The organism is Capnocytophaga sp. FDAARGOS_737, from assembly GCF_009730375.1.
In the GTDB taxonomy this organism is placed as follows: domain Bacteria; phylum Bacteroidota; class Bacteroidia; order Flavobacteriales; family Flavobacteriaceae; genus Capnocytophaga; species Capnocytophaga leadbetteri.
The window spans coordinates 1028341-1048204 of the sequence record NZ_CP046316.1 but is presented as its reverse complement, the minus strand read 5'-3'; the positions used below and the strand labels follow the sequence as shown (position 1 = coordinate 1048204).

Annotated in this window: 18 protein-coding genes; all 18 read right to left on the bottom strand. The window is 33.6% G+C overall.

Translation table 11 applies throughout. The features are described 5' to 3' along the window. Window positions 1–9 precede the first annotated feature (9 nt). The 18 genes from FOC45_RS04520 to FOC45_RS04435 all read right to left on the bottom strand — a co-directional run bounded on the left by FOC45_RS04520 (window position 10) and on the right by FOC45_RS04435 (window position 19842). Window positions 10–1119: a hypothetical protein gene (locus FOC45_RS04520; RefSeq protein WP_009389055.1), complete on the bottom strand. Its 1110-nt coding sequence runs from the start codon at window positions 1117–1119 to the stop codon at window positions 10–12. Continuing rightward, the gene (locus FOC45_RS04515) at window positions 1106–2167 is read right to left on the bottom strand and encodes a hypothetical protein (protein ID WP_155846601.1); all 1062 of its coding nucleotides are present in this window, start codon (window positions 2165–2167) and stop codon (window positions 1106–1108) included. The genes FOC45_RS04520 and FOC45_RS04515 overlap by 14 nt, the downstream gene beginning before the upstream one ends. A gap of 5 nt (window positions 2168–2172) precedes the next feature. Beyond that, a complete protein-coding gene (locus FOC45_RS04510) occupies window positions 2173–3021 on the bottom strand; it encodes a hypothetical protein (RefSeq protein ID WP_009389052.1) in 849 nt (282 codons plus the stop codon). Further along, window positions 2982–3581 carry a hypothetical protein gene (locus FOC45_RS04505; RefSeq protein WP_009389051.1) on the bottom strand — a complete coding sequence of 200 codons (600 nt, stop codon included), beginning with the start codon at window positions 3579–3581 and terminating at the stop codon, window positions 2982–2984. Before FOC45_RS04505 ends, FOC45_RS04510 begins: the two co-directional genes overlap by 40 nt. Before the next feature lie 2 nt (window positions 3582–3583). Then, entirely contained in the window at window positions 3584–5590 is a 2007-nt protein-coding gene (locus tag FOC45_RS04500; RefSeq protein WP_009389050.1) for a phospholipase effector Tle1 domain-containing protein, read from the bottom strand. 14 nt (window positions 5591–5604) lie between these two features. Next, window positions 5605–6729, bottom strand: coding sequence for a DUF2931 family protein (locus FOC45_RS04495; RefSeq protein ID WP_034540439.1), 1125 nt, complete (start codon window positions 6727–6729; stop codon window positions 5605–5607). Between the two features lie 2 nt (window positions 6730–6731). Beyond that, window positions 6732–8633 (bottom strand): type VI secretion system Vgr family protein, encoded by a 1902-nt coding sequence (locus FOC45_RS04490; RefSeq protein WP_009389047.1) that lies wholly within the window; start codon window positions 8631–8633, stop codon window positions 6732–6734. A gap of 40 nt (window positions 8634–8673) precedes the next feature. Next, the gene (gene tssD / locus FOC45_RS04485) at window positions 8674–9069 is read right to left on the bottom strand and encodes a type VI secretion system tube protein TssD (protein ID WP_009389046.1); all 396 of its coding nucleotides are present in this window, start codon (window positions 9067–9069) and stop codon (window positions 8674–8676) included. Window positions 9070–9165: 96 nt separating this feature from the next. Continuing rightward, window positions 9166–9552: a type VI secretion system tube protein TssD gene (gene tssD / locus FOC45_RS04480; RefSeq protein WP_009389045.1), complete on the bottom strand. Its 387-nt coding sequence runs from the start codon at window positions 9550–9552 to the stop codon at window positions 9166–9168. A gap of 48 nt (window positions 9553–9600) precedes the next feature. Further along, entirely contained in the window at window positions 9601–9987 is a 387-nt protein-coding gene (gene tssD, locus FOC45_RS04475; RefSeq protein WP_009389044.1) for a type VI secretion system tube protein TssD, read from the bottom strand. Window positions 9988–10136: 149 nt separating this feature from the next. Continuing rightward, window positions 10137–11516, bottom strand: a complete 1380-nt coding sequence (locus FOC45_RS04470) for a DUF5458 family protein (protein ID WP_009389043.1) — start codon at window positions 11514–11516, stop codon at window positions 10137–10139. Between the two features lie 27 nt (window positions 11517–11543). Next, entirely contained in the window at window positions 11544–11984 is a 441-nt protein-coding gene (locus FOC45_RS04465) for a hypothetical protein (protein ID WP_009389042.1), read from the bottom strand. A 275-nt stretch (window positions 11985–12259) separates the two neighbouring features. Further along, entirely contained in the window at window positions 12260–14083 is a 1824-nt protein-coding gene (locus tag FOC45_RS04460; RefSeq protein ID WP_009389035.1) for a type VI secretion system baseplate subunit TssF, read from the bottom strand. 19 nt (window positions 14084–14102) lie between these two features. Next, window positions 14103–14531: a GPW/gp25 family protein gene (locus FOC45_RS04455; RefSeq protein WP_009389030.1), complete on the bottom strand. Its 429-nt coding sequence runs from the start codon at window positions 14529–14531 to the stop codon at window positions 14103–14105. Between the two features lie 22 nt (window positions 14532–14553). Further along, window positions 14554–14907 (bottom strand): DUF4280 domain-containing protein, encoded by a 354-nt coding sequence (locus FOC45_RS04450; RefSeq protein WP_155846600.1) that lies wholly within the window; start codon window positions 14905–14907, stop codon window positions 14554–14556. Window positions 14908–14917: 10 nt separating this feature from the next. After that, complete coding sequence (locus FOC45_RS04445) at window positions 14918–15667, bottom strand: hypothetical protein (RefSeq protein WP_231121907.1); 750 nt, start codon at window positions 15665–15667, stop codon at window positions 14918–14920. A gap of 52 nt (window positions 15668–15719) precedes the next feature. Then, window positions 15720–19040 (bottom strand): type VI secretion system Vgr family protein, encoded by a 3321-nt coding sequence (locus tag FOC45_RS04440; protein WP_155846599.1) that lies wholly within the window; start codon window positions 19038–19040, stop codon window positions 15720–15722. Between the two features lie 103 nt (window positions 19041–19143). Beyond that, window positions 19144–19842 carry a hypothetical protein gene (locus FOC45_RS04435; protein WP_009391461.1) on the bottom strand — a complete coding sequence of 233 codons (699 nt, stop codon included), beginning with the start codon at window positions 19840–19842 and terminating at the stop codon, window positions 19144–19146. Between the last annotated feature and the right edge of the window lie 22 nt (window positions 19843–19864).

Genomic DNA, 19864 nt, shown 5'->3' with positions numbered 1-19864 from the left:
TTAGTTAAATCAGTCTTTCAAAAACTCCCCGACCATTATCCTTCCTCCACTGTCATCTCCTCCACCTCGAAAGAGAATCCCCTCAAAGATAATGTATTTATCCTCAAAGAAACCTACATTCTTATTGAAAACTAACAACCCTGCCATAGGAATTTTGTGGGTTTTCCAAGTTTTCCCTTTGTCAAAAGAAAAACGCAATTCAGAATGGGCGTGAAGCCTTGTATAATCACAAATAAAATCCTTGTAGTAATAGTACTTTTCACGATTCTCTTTGGTTATCTTACGGATAAAGTTTTCCTCAAGATCGTAAATCATCAATTCATATGTTTCCTCATCATTCTCATTTTTTTCATTTTGCAAAGAAAGAGGGGTATTGTAATCAGACGAATTTTCAGGAAAGAAATAATTATATTTATGTTTAAGCTGATTAAAGAGTTTGTCTTCTCCTGTAATTACGTTGTAAGTACGAAGTTCTAATATTCCATTGTAATATAGAATATCTCCATTCTGATGAATAGGATAATACTGATAAGTAGTGAGTTTTTTAGGTATCTCATATAGCTTTACAGAGTCTTTACTTAATACATCTGCTAAAAAACGAATTTCATTCTTTTTACATTTGAGAAATCGACCATCAAAATCATCATAATAATTTTTTTCATCTCTGTTATATTTATCTATTGTTTTCAATTGAAAAGTTGTATGATTAAGGAGGTATATATATTCGAATTTATAATCCGAAGTACAAATAATACTATACTCTTTCGTATAGGCTGCAATATCATAGACATCATTTCCTTCAAGAATGAGTTCCTTGTAGGATTGCCCTCTATCCGTAGAGATATAGAGTACTGCTTGCCGTTCTGTTACTGTAGGATCAAACTCAGGTGTATCTTTCTGGGCTCCTAAAATAATGACATTTTCTATAGGAGAAAATATCAAGCTTAGTTCAATATTGGCATCTGGATCAAAAGGTCCATTTTTTTTCTTATATAAATCTATAAAATTATATTCGGCAGTCCATTTCATGTTGTTATCAGGGATTAAAGTGGTACAATTAGTAAATAAAATTAGTAATATATGAAATACTAAATATGTTAAAATTTTATTCTTCTTCATATTTAAGGCTATTTTTTCTTACATATTCTCTGTCATAATCAACAAAGGTTTCAGCATATACTTTTTGAGTTACTTTGTTTACTACTTTTATAGAATCTACAATAGTATTAAAAAGACCTACTGCTCTAGTTATTACACCTAAATAAGGAATTTCTGCAGTAGGAACCTTCAAAATAGGATAAAGAGGGTCTCTATAATAAATATAATTTACAGTAAGACGCTTTAAATGATCCATATTTTCAAATGTAATCGAAGCTTGTGCCCATGTAGCATTATCATCCCATTCCTTAAAATCAGGAGTCATTCCTATAATAGACAAATCGCCAAAAGTAAATTTTGACATTACCTTAGGCATATAAGCCTCAGGATGTGTAGCAAAAGCAAATTCTCTAAAATGTTTATTATTAAGCTCTATATTGGTGTAAAATTTCTCCATCTTAGCTTTTTTAGCATCTTTATAACCGACTTTCTGTTTTTCAATATTTGTAGGTTCAAAATTGTTATTATATTTATTTTGTAACTTTAAAAGCTCTACTATCAAAGAAGTGTCATATTTGGCTTCATAATTCTTTTGAATGAGTCCTTGTTCCATTAAAATTTGTAAATTTTTCCTTACATCAATAACCCATTTCCTAACAATGTCTTTTAAAGACTCTTTCTCAAGTAATGTAAAGTACGCACAATATTTAAATCCATAACTATCTGCTAAAAAAGGTTTTACTTCTTTTCCTTGCTTAGTTATGGGAGATAATTCCTTATGGGACACTCCATACTCTTTTAATTTAGAAGTAAGCACATATTTTTCATAGTAATCTTTATGTTCCTTTGTATCAAGAACAAACATTGCCCCTAAGTAATAATCAGGAGGTAAATGATTACAAGAACCATGTCTTTGTAAAAAATCTAAATATCTATTTTTGTAATAGTTAGGATTTTGAGGAACAGGTGAAATAGGAGTAGGGGATTTCTTTTTACAAATATTATTTTTTACAGAAGTTTCCTTAGTTTCTCCTGTACTTGTTCTTAAAGTAAATGTTGTTTTACACATAGGAATTAATTTAAAGGTTCAACTACTTTTAATTCTACAATTTCTTCATTGTTTTGTACTAAATAGTCTTTGAGTACATCTTTTTCAAGTCTTTCGCCATTGAGTAGGTAATCTGCTTTTTCGTTGTTCATATCTACAGATATTGTTTTTCCTATATACCCCACTGTTTTTATATGTAAATATACAAAAGTACCATAATCAACACTTTCTAAACGATTATTATGTTTATCTGTTAAATAAAAATCAATCACTTTAGGAGTTGGGATATATTCTGGCATAGGCATACCTGTAGTATCTATGTTTTCAGGGACATTTATTTGTCCTGAATCTATGAACTCTATTTTACCACTTTCAATAGGGGCATTGGCAGGGGGCATTTTGCCTGTGCCCATAATGGTAGATTTTTTAATAAGAGCTAAGTTATCTTGGTATTTGGCTGTTCCAATATCTTGCCATTGTGTTAGAGACAATAGTTGAAATCCATCCATAAAAGAAAAGTTTGCAGGACTTTTTTCTATTTCAGTACCTACAGTTTTACTTTGGATGGTAGGGGTGTCACTTAGCACTTTAAATGTTCCTATATGAGGGCCGAATTTCACCTTGGCTCCATTAATAACAAAAAGTTGGTCATCTTGAGCTTTATCTTCTTTTTCTTGCTCTTCTTCAATAGCTTCCATTCTTTTTTGGTTATGCTGAAGTACAACTTGAGAAGTTCGTTCCTCTTGTTGTTTTGAAGTTGCTTTACCTATGGTAATAATTTCAGCCTCTTCATGCTCTTTTTCTTGACGCTTTTTATTATTCTTCTCTAAGTTTTCTATGTATTTTTCTTGTTTATTTCCAAAGAACCAAGCCATAACAATGAGTATTTTAAATTTGTGTTGTTATTTATTTCATTTACAATAGATTCTATAAGAATACTATTTCTATATTCAAGTAGGTCTTCACCTTTGTAAATTACTTTGTTTTCCTCTTTGGGATGTCCATTAAAAAGTAATCCTAACATATTATTTTGATTAAGGAAAGCAATAAAACTTTGTTCATTCTCTAATAGGTTAGTAATAGAAGTGCAATAGTTCTCTATTTCATAACCTTTATGAATGGTAGTAATAGATAGTTGTATCTTTTTCCATTTGATTTTAATAGCAGAAAGATTGAATACTTTAGCTATTCTATTTTTTTCACTGATACTTACTTCTAAATAATTGAAAGTAGAGGCTATTTTTCGCAATAAAGTATTTATTGTATTTTCTTCAGGAAATAGATACTTTATAGTCATTATTTGATAATAAGCTAAATTTGCTTTTTTACCTAAATACCAAATCTCTATAAGACGTTTATAAGTATCCTCTTGAGCATAAGGTGTAGTATAATCCTTAGTTACAACACTTTCTATGAGATATTTTTCATTTTTCATCTCTAATATTCTTTGCGTTTTCTATCAGAAGTTGGTTGCATACCAAACCAATCTCTATTAGCTGACCAATGGAGATACTTATTACGCAGTATTCTTAAAATTTTTTGTTCTTCAAATACCGAATTTCTACTATAAATTTCTAGATTTATTTCTCTTTCTCCTTCTCTTGTTTGTTTTTCTGGGGGGAAGTATATATTTTTGTCAAATCTATCTCTTACAACTAATCTTTCCTCCTTCTGTTCTTTCCCTCCCCTTTTTTCTTTTTTAGACATTTCTTTTAAAGCACGTTGTGTTCTTTCCATAAGAACCTCATCCCTTATTTGGTTATATTTATTTTCAATTTCACAATCTGGAATAAATCTCCACTCTTTTTCTTCTTCTGATCTTTCCTCTTCTTTTTTATTTTCATCTCTAAAGACATATTTTCTCAAACGTTCTTTAACTTTTATAAGTATTTCATCTTGAGGGTCAGAAATAGGATAATCGGTAACAATATTTCTACTAATTACATTTGCGTAGCTATCCCCTAAAATATCATTGAAAAACTGCTGCATAAAATGTAGAGGAATATAACTATATTCTTTTCGTAAAAAACGTGTACCTGAAAGTTTATAATACATCTTGTCAAAACTTTGATCCAATTGCTCTTCCTTATACCAGTGTTCTGAAATAAGATATTGTTGGAATAGGTCTAAGTATATATGATTAATAATATTAGTAATATCATAATCAATTTCTATTTCATCAACATATTCAGTAGTTGTTTCATAAGCACCTCCTATATCGCAATGGACTCCAGGAAAAGTTTTTTCTATACAATTTTCTACACGCATTTTTGTTAAAGCAAAGTTTTCGCGATGTTCATTCATAGCTGTAAAATGAACTGCTTTCTGGAATTTACCCAAATTATTAAGTTGTAGTTGTTCTACATCATCTTTAAAAAAACTTTCACTACTATGTTGTATCCCTTTATCAAGTAAGTCAAGTCCGCTTATATTTCCAAATTCTTCATAGGAAGAAACAGTGTCATAAATCCCTACAAATCGTATCTCTAACCTTATCCTATCTAATACTTCAGGAGATACCTTATCTTTTAATAGGTAATATCCTAAGTAGCCATATTTAGGCCATTTATCTTCTTCAAAGAAATCTATATTTACTCTTACCTTATCCTTATCATAATAAAAATAAGCATACTCATTGTAACCATAACGATTACCTTCATTATATAGTCTTCTCCCTGTTCTTTCAAATTTTTTATCTATCTTGGTGTCTTCTTCTCTTTTATTAAAAACATTTACTTCATAGAGAAAATTACGTGCTGCTGTTGCCCCACGACTAAAACCAAACACATCTAAGGTAACCTTGATAACCTCATCTGTGTCTTCAGGTAATTTCTCTTTAATTTTCTTTGCTAATTCTTCACAACCTCTACGTACTTTCCCTCTAACACCTGTATCACCTGAACCAAACTGAAAACCTACACTTATATCTTTTTGCTTATCAAGTGTACCAATACCTTCTATATAGATACGATAATTTCTATTACAACAATTCCACATACGAGCCACATTGGTATAATCATTCATTAGACTGTTATCAACTCCTTGTTTATCAGCCAACGATCTCTTATCGGCATTGTAATAACCAACAATTTCTTTTGATATTTCAAGACTTTTTAAACCTGTTTGAGCTTCTTTCTCAAGTGCTTGTTCTAATGACTTGATATCTTTAAAAACCAATCCTAAATAACTTTTGTCAGTATCTGTAAGTTCATCATTTTCAAAACGTTCTCTTCTTTTTCTTATTAACTCTTCTTTTTGCGTCACTATATTAACATTATCAGAAGGAAGAATTATAAGATCTTCTCGATTGAGCATTTTTAGGCGCAAATCAGTATTATTTTTATTGTTAAGAGTACCATCAAAAAACAATCCAAACTCTAAATGAATTGTTCCAGAGTTAGTTTCTTGGTAAGTTCCTGAGTTGTATACAAATGTTTGTGCCATAGCTTATTTATATTTTAGTCTAAGGGGGTGGGAGTTATAATATTCCTATCGGAAAGTTTATAAAATTTTAATTCTTTAGATTCTAAGAAAGTTTGTTTGCCATTGTCTCCTATCAATTGAAAGGTGAGGTAATCATTGTCACGATTTACGCGAATATCTAAGTGTGCAGTTACTTTATCGGCTTCTTCTCCAAAGACTTTTTGATAAGCAGCTACTACTGCTTCCCAATCAAACCAAATTTTTGCTAAATATTTTTGCCCGCTTTCAGCTTTATACCAAATCACTAATTCTTTAAACAAGGGACGTTTTTGAATAGGTTCTTCTAAATAGAAGAAACCTTCTTTACCCATATAGGAATTAAAATCAGTATACAAGGTAGTTCCAGTCTCTCCATTCCAATATCTTGCCCTAACATCACCTATTTTTCCATTGGGAATTTCATAGACAGAGAACCATTGGTACTGATGGTTTCTATAACTATCCCATAAGCCAAAGGGGATAGGTTTGTTTTTATTAGCTTCGCGTACTGCTTTAGGGATAGCCAAATCGCTATTTAAAGTTTCTTCTCTGTCTTCTTTACTAAATATGAGTCTTTGGTGACTATCTAACCCAGGAGGCTCTTTCAAATCTATTTTTTCGGCTTGGTATCTTCCTATTTCAGTAATTTTTTTATAGCCTCTACCTACCCATAGCACTACTACACCCCCAGGGGCTATGCCTACCACTACTGTATCATAAGTAGAGTGATCTACTTCTCCATTAGGGAATCTTTCTTTATAGCCTTCTCTAAAGAGTTTTTCTATTTTTTCGTAATCAATAGCTGTCTTGAGCCTATAAAAACAATCTTCTTTATACGACAGCCATACCATATCTACACTTGCAGGCAAGTATCCCATTGAGTGGCTTTCATAGCCAAATGCATTCCCCCAATCAGGTTCTTCTTTTTCAGTATAAAAATCTCCTGCGATAGGCATTCCTCCTACCATAGCAGCATAAAACCGTATAGGGTAACCTATAGGGGTATTTACCGCTACACCCCAATCATATTGTGGTTTGTTCATATTCTTATTATTGCTATTATGGTTTTGACAGCTAGCAAGCTGCAGGGTTAAGAGTAAAAATAATAATATTTTTTTCATAATTATCCTTTATTGACCATAGCGTCTATCTTACCTAATACCTTAGAAACACCCGCACTCTGTATGGTAATATTTCCTTTCTTTGCTGTATGGGTAGTCTCTGCTGTGTTTTCTACTAAATTACCTTCAATATCTATTGTTTTAGCTCCTTGTACTGTCTGCTTATAGTCCTTAGATTTAAAACTATGATTATTAACAATTTCTACACTATTGTTATTTTGTACTGTAGTGAACATATCATTTCCTACTTCCATAATACAATTAGTTCCCGCTTTGATATTTACATTTTCTCCCGCTGTAAAACTAATATTCTTAGGAGCACTTACATTGATATTTCCTTGTCCGTCCATTAGGTAAGTATTACCACTAGGGTCTTCTATAAATACACTACCTTCTCCATCATTGAGAATGATTTTAGTACCTGAACGAGTATGTATCACTTTCTTGTCATTGCCTGAGGTATGGTATTTACTAAACTCCTTACCGTTGTAATTAGCACCTATTACGAACGGACGTTCAGCATTCTGATCTTCAAAATCAACCAATACTTCTTCTCCTATTTCGGGGATGAAGTAAAAGCCTTTGTCAGCCCCTGCGTAGGGTTGTACCACACGTATCCAAGGGGTTTTTGTTTGGTGTTTCTCCTGCCAAATGAATTGCACTCGTACACGACCTAAGCCTTTAGGGTCGTTGTTATCGGTAACTCTGGCTATTTGTTGTTCTGCTCTCGGAAGGGCTTCTTCATCGTAATAGTAAGCAATATATACATCGGGAATAGCAATGAACTCATTGTAATACTCATCGCCTGATTGATAGTGTTTAATATCGATCACTCGATAAGTTTCCATAGGTTTTCTATTGATATCTCTGAGCTTTACAAAACCTCCTATACGCACCTTAGGGTTACGGCTTCTTCCCCTCACTTGCATCAATTGTTCACGACTTTCTTTCTCTCTGCGAACCACATCTTTTAAGTAATCTCCTCTAAATTGTTCAGGAATGGCAACATAAGGCATCTTAGGTATTTTGGTAAACACTTTATTAGAGGCTTTAATAGCAGCAAATTGAAAAGGGTTTACTTTGTTTTGTACTCGTACCTCCTGTGTCTCTTTTTGTTCTGTACTCGCTGTTTCTGCATCATAAGATAGATAAGTGAAATTTTGAGGTTTGATCATTAGCTCAAACTCTACATCTATCATATCATCTCCTTCAAAAAGCTCTATTGTGTTCTGTGCTTCATTGCTAAAAATAAGTTGTGTACCATTGTAGTAAAAGAACTCTCCATAACGGCGTGCTAACCTACTGATAAAACGATAATCGGATTCTTTGTACTGCACTGCATAAGGAATTTTATACTTGGTATTAATCATTCCCTCAGTATTTACCTTTGCTTCTTGTGGATACTCTGTAGTTGCTTCTGCAATGATTTCAGAGAGTGTTTTATTGTCATACGATTGACAGTCTTTCCCATTTTCTAAAATGATACTTGGTGCAAAACCTGAAATGTATAATTTCCCGTGTCCTCCTCCTTCGTCTTTTCGGTTGCGAATATTGGCTATAATCCCTTTAAATGATTGTACAATACTTCCGTGATGGTGGAAATGAATAGTAATATTTTCTCCCAAAAGGTCTTTTGAGTTTTTCATTACTTGCCCAGTAAAAGAATCTATGGCAGTATCATTGACCACAATAGTAAACTCATCATGGGCATTGGTATGCTGTGAAAGCTGTAAAGAAAAAGTAGCTCTATCTAAAAATCCTTTCCCATTGAGGGAAAGGGTAATCATCACCACTGGATTTTCTTTATCTTTTAGAAAATCTTGAAAGTTCTTTACCAAAGCAAATTTTGCAAAGGTTGCAGGGTCGTTTACACGACCTGAAACTGATGAGGTATCATTATTCATAAGATTCTTTTTTTAACTGATGAAATTCAAAAACACAAACTTAAATATCCATTTTCCACTGCTTATTATGGGTAACGCCGTTTATACTTATCTGTTGTGCTGATATAACAAGTTCCATTTGTAAAGGTTCAGTGCTATTGGCATTAAAGTCTTCAGTAAAACTTATACAGAAAGCTTTTTTAAAGGTAAGTTCTTGCAATTTACTCATAGCATCACGGCGATAGTAAATAATCTTACCATCTTTTGTTTCACTAACACTATTCATCCATTTGAACAAGTCAGGTTCTCCTGTACTTTCCAAACGAATGAAAATCTCTCCTCCTCTTGGCATTCCTTTAGGGAGTCCAGTTGGATCCACATTTTGAGAGAAGTTATACCTACAAGCCAATACATTGTAGGTTTTTCCGTCTAATTCTAATCTGACTTTGAAAGACATATCTATATTTTTTAGAAATTATACTTTTGTTTTATTCTCGTCTGTTTTAAGCAAAAAAGGGTAACTCCCTCAGAGAGCTACCCTTTTTCTTAATTTTTACACCCACTCATTTTCGTAGGCTCCTGTACCCATTTCTAACTTCCTCGCAGAAATAGTAAAGGATTCCGTCAGGGGTTTCTCTCCTGAGGCATCAAAATGCTCTCGATGTTTTACGAGGTAAGCCTCAGTGAATTTCAATTCTTTTAGGGTAGCTTCACTATCTCTTTTTAAGAAAGTAATACTACCATCTTTACGTTCAAAAGAATTGGTCATCCACTCGAAGAAGTCAGCTTCTCCTGTACTTTCCACTACTACATCAATTTTTCCACCACGTGTAACGGTGGAAGGACGACCTGTCGCATCTGTTTCTTGAAACAGTGCATAACTTACACTAAGAATATTGTATTCTTTGCCTGCTACTTTTAGTTTTGCCTTAAATGACATACACTTAAATTTTAAAAATTAGAAAAAACATTTAAAAACCAAAGGAGATTACACCCATTCATTAACGTGTTTGGCTGTACCCATTTCTATCTCTTTTGCAGAGAGCGTAAAGGTTTCTGTCAGAGGATTGTCTCCTGCTGCATCGAAATCTTCTTTGTACTTTACAATGTAAGCTTCTTTAAATTTAAGCTCTTTTAAAGTAGCCTCACTGTCTCTTTTGAGGAAGATGATGCTTCCGTCCTTGCGTTCGAAAGAGTTAGTCATCCACTCAAAAAGGTCGGTATCACCTGTGCTTTCCACAGTGATCGTAATTTTGCCACCTCTGGTAACCGATGAGGGTCTACCTGTAGCGTCAGTCTCCTGTAACATTCCGAAATCAACCGAAATGATGTTGCGCTCTTTTCCCGCAACGTTTAATTTAGATTTAAAAGACATGTTTAAAATAATTTAAAAATTTAATAACTCAATAATACCAATTATGGAAATATATATAAAATGTCTCCAAAACCTTATGTTGAAATTCTGAACCTTCTTATATTATTATACACTTTTTAAGGTTAGAAATTCCTCATAAGATAGGTACTTTACTTTTGTTCGTATTCAGTATCCCACTCATTAGCATCAGTTCCCTTATGACCATCCATTTTAATAAGGAAGTTTTTAGCTGGGAAATAAGGCTTCATATGAATGTCTAAATAGATTCTATCTTTTTGTTTAGGGTCTTGCTCAAACCTTCTTATCTCAAAATTTTCAATAAGGTTTTTAGGTCCGGTGATGCTATCCAAGAATTGCACGATTTGGTTCATAATGTCCTTACGGGTTACCGCTGTGAAATTCTCAAAAGCTCTACGGTTAAGGAAATCCATTAGCACTTTAGTTACATAGTCAAACACACGTACTACTGAATAGGTTTGCAATCCCAAGTTATCTCCGTTGAACAAGGTCTTTCCTGAGAAAGCCATTACTTTTCCGTACTCATTGACCATAGGAATAAGCCCTAAGTTTTCCAAGTTAGCGATTTCGCTCTTCTTTAAGTCGAAACGAACCCCATCTACTTCATTGATACCTCCAAATTTCTTACCAGCAGTCACCTGAGACATCAAAGTCTTGTAGATTTTTCCAGCTAATGCAGCAGAAGGAGGAATAAAAAGATCTTCGTGCTCTCCTATTTCATTAAAGCGACCTCTACCTACTAACCAGTTGCAGGTCATCAGTACGTTAGCACGATATACATCACCACCCGTAAGGTGCGCTTCATCAAACATCTCCATTACATCATCTGGCTCATCTAAGTGCTCAAAGTCTGTAACGAGCATCACTTTGTTTTCGTGTGCGATTTTAGCCCATTTTTCAACTACTTTGTTAGAACCTAAGTAACCAGGAATTACTAACAATCCATAGTTGTTTTTAAGGTCTAAGCGGTCGTAGTTATCTGAAAGTTCGGCGTGTATAGTATCAATAAAGCGTGTATTATCAAGGTCTTTAAGTTGTTCTAAAGAAGCATTGATAATTGTGATATTCTTAATCTTATCTTCTTCTGTATTCTTGTAGAACAAAGCAATAGTGCGATAGTTGGCTTCCAATTCACGAGTAGCTTCTACAGCATTGTACAAGTTCTTAGAAAGAAGCTCTTCAGCAGATTTTTGTTGGTCTTCACAATGAGAGACCATTTCCACTAACGAATCACTTTGTTTTAATACATTAGCCCAAAGTTCTAAAGTCTTCTTTAAAGTATCTCTTTCCTTTTGCTTATTGCTTTCAGTAAGAAATATTTTTCGGCGTGCTTTTCTTTCAGGATTAACGTTTTGTACGTTCTCTATGGATGCTTCTAATAAGTCAAAACCTCCATAGCGTACCAATTTGTCCAATGATTTCTCCAGAGAAACTAGAGACTTCTTAATAGACTGTACTGAGTTGTCTTGCTCTTGTGAGCTAACATTTGCTGGTTTTATTTCATTTGCCATTGTTCAAATACTTTTTGTTAGAAATGATTAATTCAGCTCAGCAATAAGAGCTTCCAAGGTATCTTGCAATGCTTTTTTAGCGTCTGGGTCTTCTAAGGCAGCTTTAAGAAGTTTGTTTGTCTTTAGCTGTTTGATGATCTTTTGGTATTGATCTTTCTCTGTTGCCAAACCAGTAAGGAAAGCACTCTGTGCTGTAATTCCTTTTGTACCGAAATCGCCTAATCCTTTAAAGGCTAATTCTTCCACTTTAGTAGCTCCTTCACCATCTTCAAAATTTACTTTTAAAGTAGGTTTGAAATGCTCAAATACTTTGTCTATAGTATTGAGACCCTCAACCAACTCAGGTTTCACAGGATCTTCTGCACTGAGTTTTTGAGCTACCAAGGTACGATTAGGAGCTATCTCTAAGATAGCTTCACTTGCGTCTATAGGCACTTCATTGCCTCCTATTCCTTTATTTGTTAGCATAGTGCTTTTGTATTAGGATGTTAAACTTATTAAGTACGTTGAAAAGCAATATTTTGTAACTTTTCTGCACAAATATAAAACTTTTAAATGAGACCACCAAACTTTTTTCAAAGAATTTTTCAAATTATTTTCATTTAAAATTTTATTAGACTGATAATCAAGTAAATAAAATAAATATTTTTTTTGAAATGTTTTTTGCTTTATCTCCTGAAAGTTGATTTTATCCCTTGAGTTTTCTATTTCTACTTTGTCAAAAATTGCTGTATTTCTGTTAGTTACCTCTCAAAAATTCGATAAGGATAGATATTTGCAGAGGCTTTTTCTAACTTAATCAAAAAGCTATCTTTTAGGTATTCCCATTCTGTTTCATTTACTTCTACCTCTTTGTTTTTAATGAGGAAAATATCAATAGTCCTTTTAAATCCTCCTTTGAGAGAAACTTCTTTTTTAGTTCCTTTATGTACCTCTAATCCTTTGATAGTGTGTTTGAAATGGCTCTTTGCGAAGGCTTTTACATCGGCAATAGTTACAATTCTGCCACGTGAGAGCAGAGCACTGCGATATTCTAAAATCTTATCGGCTGTGGTAAGCCCTCGTCTGCCTCCCAAAGAGGGTCTTACAGTGATAGCTTTATTGATAGCTGTTTTGTTTTCACTATCACAAACTAATGAAATACCTGTTTTAATATCATTTCCTTCTTCTCCTGCTGTATGCCAATAGGAAATGGTAAAGTTAATATCCATTTCCTTATTGTTAGAAGAGAATATCAAAAATGGGCTTGTATTTAATGATAAATTCTTCTCTTTTATATTTTGGTAAATAGAAGCTAAATTTTGTCCTATCTGTTTGAGTTCCTCTTCAATGGCAAAATCATTTCCTATTGCTGAAAATGAAGCTGTTTCATCTCGAATGAGTCCTAAGAGATGTTGCAGGTGTTCTAAAGCATTCCTTTCATCAAATCGAGCAACACCTCCTCTTCTTAGTACTATTGAGATATTATCATCTGATAAATAATTCTTTACATCATATCTTTTCTTATAATTATCTGATATATAATCTATATCCAAGAATGAATCTTCTCCAAGTATAGGGTAGATTGTAAGTTGTCCTTTGATACGGGTACTATCTTCTGTATGACGTACATTCACAGCAGGAACACAGTTCAGAGCAATACGTACATTCTCTAAAACTTTAGGCGTAACAACTTCATAGAATTTGAATTGCAACCAAATAATATCTTTTTCATTGGTAATTCGTCCATTAAGAAAGTAAGATGCTAAGAAGGAATTTGAATTTGTGCTATCTTCCTTTTCAGGATAGATACTCCCTTTTAAAGTAAAGAAATTTCCTTGGTAAAATTGATTAATTTCATTGTAAATAGCATCTATACCTGTATAGTTCTTAGCAATTATATTTTCATATTCAACATTATTAGTAGGCACATTGTATCCTTCTACTAATTCATATTCCTTCCCTCCTGAAAAAACTTTTATTTGTTGTAGGTAATAAGTAAAAAATTCTTTTTGTTCTTTGTCGTTTATGTCTATATAGAAACACAAATCTTCTAACTTTTCTACTTCAGGAGCGTGCAATCCCACCCAAAACTCCCCTAACGGAAGTTGCCTTTCTAACTGAATTATTTCTTCCTGATAAAAGAAACTTTCTTGCTGTAGTACCTTATTACCATATATTAAGTATCTTACTTGAGCTGTAGTAAGTTTCATTTCTAAGGTAGGACTAAAATAAATATCTTTTGTTTTTACCTCAGTTGGGTCATATAAATTTTGAGTTTTCTTAGCTGCTTTGAAATGGTTATAGCGAGAAAGTTGTACGTTATTCTCTACAGGAGTGAGCTGTAAAAGAGTTTGAGCAGGAACTACTCCTATTATTTGATCAGGAAAGATGATTTCAAGAATTCTATCTGTAATTCTTGTACGTGATTTTTCTTGCTCAAAACGTAACTTTTCAAGTTCAGAAGCGCAAGCCGAAAGGAGGAGTTCCAAGATAGGGTCAAAAGCGTTCTCAGATTCCAATTCACTATACCCCCACATCCGTGAAGCTCTCTTAATCATTCTATTTTTTATCTGTTCCTGTTTCATTGTTATATTTTATTGTTTATTAGTAAGATAAAGGACTTACAAAAAAGAAAAAATCATATACAAAAGGACGATTAGTTTCTAAAACAATAGCTCTTACGGAAACTAATATCTTTTTCTTCATTCGTTTTTTATGAGTATTCCCTAAGTCTTGCTCCGAGATGGTTACTTCAACATCTTGTAAGAAAATTCTTTTTTCGTGTTGTAAAATGCTATTTTTTAAACTTTTAGCAACAAAAACTTTTAGTTCATTATCACTTTTGAGAAGGTCAAAATCCGAGTCCCATAATTCACAGCCATACGTTTCATCAAATTTGCATTCCCCAAAACTAGTAGTCATTAGGGTGAAAATAGATTGGGAGATAGAGTCTTCCAAAGCTATTTTAGCAAGGTCTTGCTTTTTCATCAAGCCTTCAAAATCAATAGGGAGTTTGTAATATATTCCTTTCATAAAATTTGTCGTGAGTGTTTGATTATTCTACTTCGTCTTGCTCGTTATGTCCTTTATGGGTAACAGATATTTTACCTCCCACAGCACATTGGCAGGTACTTTTTTCGGTGAGGATTTTTAAATCGTTGATAGTATCTTTCTCAGCTGTTTGCTCCCATTTTATAGGAGCAGGCATACAAGGCAAGTAACCACTTGTGCTAGGCTTTAGTTTGCACTGACCAAAAGGCATTATATTCACATTGGCCTGTTTGTCTCCTTCAGTAGCAATAGGCTTGTCCTCAATAGTTACAAAATCCTGACTTGTTACAGTAAGATTGCTTTTGGCAGTACCTTGATTGCAACTGAGTTCTGCGGTATTGGTGATGATTTGTGGCATAATATCTTAACTAAATAGTTTTTCTAACCAACTTTTTTTCTTTATTTTTCTGAAGGTCTTGGTACTCTTCCTCACTTATTGATATGCTATTTTTTCTTTTACGTTTATTCTTTTTACTATTTTTCAAAGGAGGAAGTGTAGGCATTTCCTTAGCATTTTCATTATAACGTTCGTACTCTTCACGAGTGTACTTTCCTGTTTTGCAGTTAAATATATATTCGTAATAAGTATCTATCAATATATCTATTCTTTCTTTAAAAACGATAACAGCTACCTCTCTGTTATTATTTTTAAATTCAATATATAATTTATCCCAATCCCTATTTTTACCTGTGTAGAGATCAATAACGCCATCTTTATGCAATACCTCTAAAATAGCATTAAATGTCCATTTACCTAATTTTGCTTCTTCATTCACTTGAGTTTCTTTGCCATTCTCATCAAAGTAATGCCAAATACCTATTTTTACTTTTGTTTGCATACTTGCATATTTACCATAGGCTTTAGGGTTTCCATTTTCATAATAATCATAAAAATAATGATAATAGACAGGTAAGGGAGGTACTACAACATAAAAAACAGAACCATCACTCCCATTACAAGGACGAAAATAACTACCGTCTTTTAGCTTATAATATCCAGAATACTTGTTATCAGAAACCTTTTCAAAGTTTTTATACCTTGTATCCCATAGATTAAAATCAAATTTTTCAAACTTAATCGTATCTTTTAAAGAATTTTTGTTTTCTTGTGCCATCATATGATTTATTGTTAATACTACAATGTATAATAATATTTTCCTCATAAGAGATTTATTTTAATAAATAATGTTTTCGTATAGTTTCCCATTGCCATTTCCATAATTGAAAACGATTTATAGGACTTCGTGCGTTGCCAGATACAGGATCTTTTACTAAATGAGAATAGTCCATTATATTATCTGTAGCCATTGCTTCATACACATAATTAGTCCATTCTGTATAAGAAAAAGAATGTGGTAATGTCAAACCATGCAAACATTCGTGCGTTATTGTTTCTTCAGTATGTGTATTAAACATAATCCCATAGTGCTTATTTATTCCACTATATCCATTTCGATCTGTAGATGCTACATCTAAAAAATATAAAGTAAAACATTTTCTATACAAGTTAGGATGATCATTTCTAAATAAGGTCTCGAGATCTCTTTCTAATCCTTCTGTTTTTAACATAAATTCTGAATCAATATCATAGATACTCTTTTTAGAAGAGATGTCTATTCTTAGTTCTTTATTGTTAAGTACTGGATTAGTAGTCATTATATTGCTTACTTTAATTAATGCTTGACCTAATGTGTTTTTGAAAAAAGTCTCCCAATCAAGAGTAGGAACACCTCCATCTCTATCCACTTTCACAGATACCACCGCGACATCCAGTGTTTTTATTATTGGAGCTACCATTGTTATACAGCCTGCAAGATGCTCTGTTACCTCACCATTGGACTGCTTTTTAACAGCATATACCTTTATGTTCTTGTCCTTTGTGAAGTTTTCTTTATTCTTGCAACAGATCTTTATAGTCTCGATCTCTCTTGGATTATCTATCTTAACACGATCAATTCCTATGTTCTGATGTTCGCATTTTGTCAAATCAAAATTATCTATTTTGAAAAGTAAATAATCAGGTTTTTCTCCATTTAAAAATTTAATGTGTAAATCTATTTCTGCTGTATTAGTACCATAGTTCTCAGTGGCTGGAAATAAAGCAATATAGGATCTGTAATAGGAAAATATATTATATTTATCTTCTTCCACCCCATTTTGATTTGTTATTTCCTTTTGGGCAAAATTAAAGTGTTTAAAACTTTGGGCTAATTTTTCAAATGTATTATCACCTTTGTTATTTTTAGTTTCGTATTGAGGGTCTTGTTTGAAATTAAGGATGGTTTTTCCCAAAAACCTCTCTCTATACCATTTATTAGGGTCATCTATATAAAAATCTTTTAAACTTGATGCCTTTTGATTTTTTGGAATTATTGATTTTACCATTTTTTCATCACTATACTTATAGTATTTTCCAACCATATTTCTATAATCTACCTTATCAGTAATAAGTCCATTTTGTTCTCTAAGCCAATCAAATCCAAATTCACCTTTCCAAGTATCTTTAGGTCTGAAATATACTATTGTATTTGTTTCTGAAAAACTTTCTAATACTTCATAATTTTCTGCTTTATTACTATGTTCTGTTCCTCTTTCTCCCTTCACCTCAAGCAAGCCCTTAGAGTTCACTGTTGCCAACTCATCAGAGTGGATAAAGAGTTTTTCCAGCCCTGCCACATTGGTTTCTCGGGCTTCTATCTTGATTTGGTCATCAGAGTTGATAAGGGCTTTGCCAGCTTGGGTGTGGAAATAGTCGGCAATGAGTTGTTTCATAAATGGGGTGGTTACCAACATTTGTTGCAATACATTGAAGAAAGCTGTGTTGGCTACGTCCATCACTAAATTGTTGCCGGCACTAAGATTGAGGTCTTTACCTGCGCACAATGAGATACTCTCAGGCGCAGAAATCTCTATATTTTTGCCTTGGGTGTCAAACTTTAGAGTGTTGCCATTCTTGTCCGAAAGCAAAATACTTTCGTCTTCAGTGAAAATAAGTTTATGTCCGCTCCTTGTCTGTATCGCCTTGATATCATTGTTTTTGTTATGGAAAGGGCTGTATTCCTTGCCATTGTAATTAGATCCTAATACATAAGGACGTTCTGCATTTTGGCCTTCAAAATCTACCCATACCTCTTCACCTTTTTCGGGAATAAAGTAAAAGCCTTTGCTCCCTCCTGCATGGGGTTGTACTACGCGTATCCAAGGGGTTTTGGTTTGATGTTTTTCTTGCCAGATAAACTGTACACGTACGCGTCCTAACCCCTTAGGGTCGTTGTTATCAATCACTCGTGCTACTTGTTGTTCAGCTTTTGGGAGAGCTTGTTCGTCGTAATAATAGGCTATATACACATCAGGGATAGCTACAAACTCATTCTCATAGTCATAGCCCGATTGATGGTGTTTGATGTCTATAATGCGATAAGTCTCCATAGGCTTATCGTTAATATCTCTCAACTTTACAAAGCCTCCTATACGCAAATGTGGGTTTCTGCTTCTGCCTCGCACCTGCATCAGCTGCTCTCGACTTTCCTTTTCACGGCGAACAGCATCTTTGAGGTAATCGCCTCTAAAATCTTCAGGTATGGCGTTATAAGGCACGGTAGGTTTCTTGGTAAATACTTTTTCTGAGGCTTTAATAGCGGCAAACTGAAAAGGATTTACTTTGTTCTGCAAACGTACCTCTTCTGTCGCTTTTTGTTCCATATTACCTGTTGCTACATCGTAAGAGAGATAACTAAAATGTTGAGGTTTGAGCATTAGTTCAAACTCTACATCTATCAGGTCACCACCTTCTAAAAGGGTTACTGTTTTTTGGGTTTCGTTATTGAATTGTAGTTGCGTGCCGTTGTAATAGAAGAACTCACCATAACGCCGCGCAAGGCGTTGTATAAATTGATAATCGGATTCTTTGTACTGTACTACATAAGGAATTTGGTACTTGGTATTGACCATTCCTTCAGTGTTAATGGTAATATTGCTATACTCTTTAGTAGCTTCGGCTACTATTTCTTTGAGGGTTTTATTTTCGTACGACTGGCATTCTTTACCACTGTCTAACAAGATACTGGGGGCAAAGCCCGATATATGGAGACTGCCATAGCCTCCTCCCTCGTTTTTCTTGTTACAGATATTCGCTATAATTCCTTTGAACGATTGTACAATCGTTCCTTTCAGGTGGAAGTGGATAGTAATGGACTCTCCCAAAAGATTTTTAGAGTTTTTCATTACTTGTCCGTTAAAGTCGTCAATGGCAGTATCACTCACTACAATGGTAAACTCATCGTGGGCATTGGTATGTTGGGTAAGGTAGGTTTCAAAAGTAGCTCTGTCCAAGAAGTCTTTGCCACCCAGCGTAAGTGTAACCATCACCACAGGGTTGTCCTTGTCCTTGAGGTGGTCTTGATAGCTTTTTACCGATGCAAAGCGGGCAAAGGTTGCAGGATCATTTACACGACCTGAAACGGAATGCGTATTGTGGTTATTGTTCTCCATTGTGAGTAAGCTTTTGTATTATTGCAGACAAATGTACAATTTTTTTTTTGAATAAACAAGTTTTTTCAAATAAATTTCTTTTTGAAAATTAGGAACTTAGGTATTACAAATAAATAAGTTTCTGTACTTTCCCCTTACTATCAAAAGAAAATTCTTTTGCTATTTTGGTACGTCTTACAACTTGTAAAGCTACTTTAGGAGTGAGCTTTAGCATTTTTTCTCTATAGGAAATATCCCCTATAAAACTTTGTCCTTCGTTCTTATCTACAATGATGAAGTAGCTATCTATATCCGTAGGTTTTACAAAGTGTTCTATACTTCCTGCATAGATAAGAAGCTTTTTACCACCACTTTGAAACTGATAGGACAAAGAATCTTCAGACAATTTGCGGTAGCTAGAGAGCTTAAAGTTCTCTATGTTGTCTTTTTCAGGTTCAAAGGCTATGTTCTCATATAAAAAAGTAGTTTTATCAAAGCGTTTGATACCCAAAAAAGAAAAAAAACTTTTCTTAGTAGTTTCTTTTTTAAAGGAGAGAAAATCTCGAGTTATCTGAAACGTTTTTATCTCTTCTGTTTTATCATCGGTAACGATAAGTTTGTAAGTCGGGAGTTCTACCAAATGGTCGTCTATTTTTAACTGTACGCTTCCTATTTGTTCCTCTGAGATGAGAATACTAATGGTATGTTTTTGAAAGTGAGTATCTGTGCGAACCACTACCTTATCGGCTTCTCTATCATTCCATTTCTCTGATAGGTAGCGGTCTTCATATCGCAGTGTTAGTTTTACTTCAGGCAGTGGCATAGTGTTGTTATTGTTTTTTTGT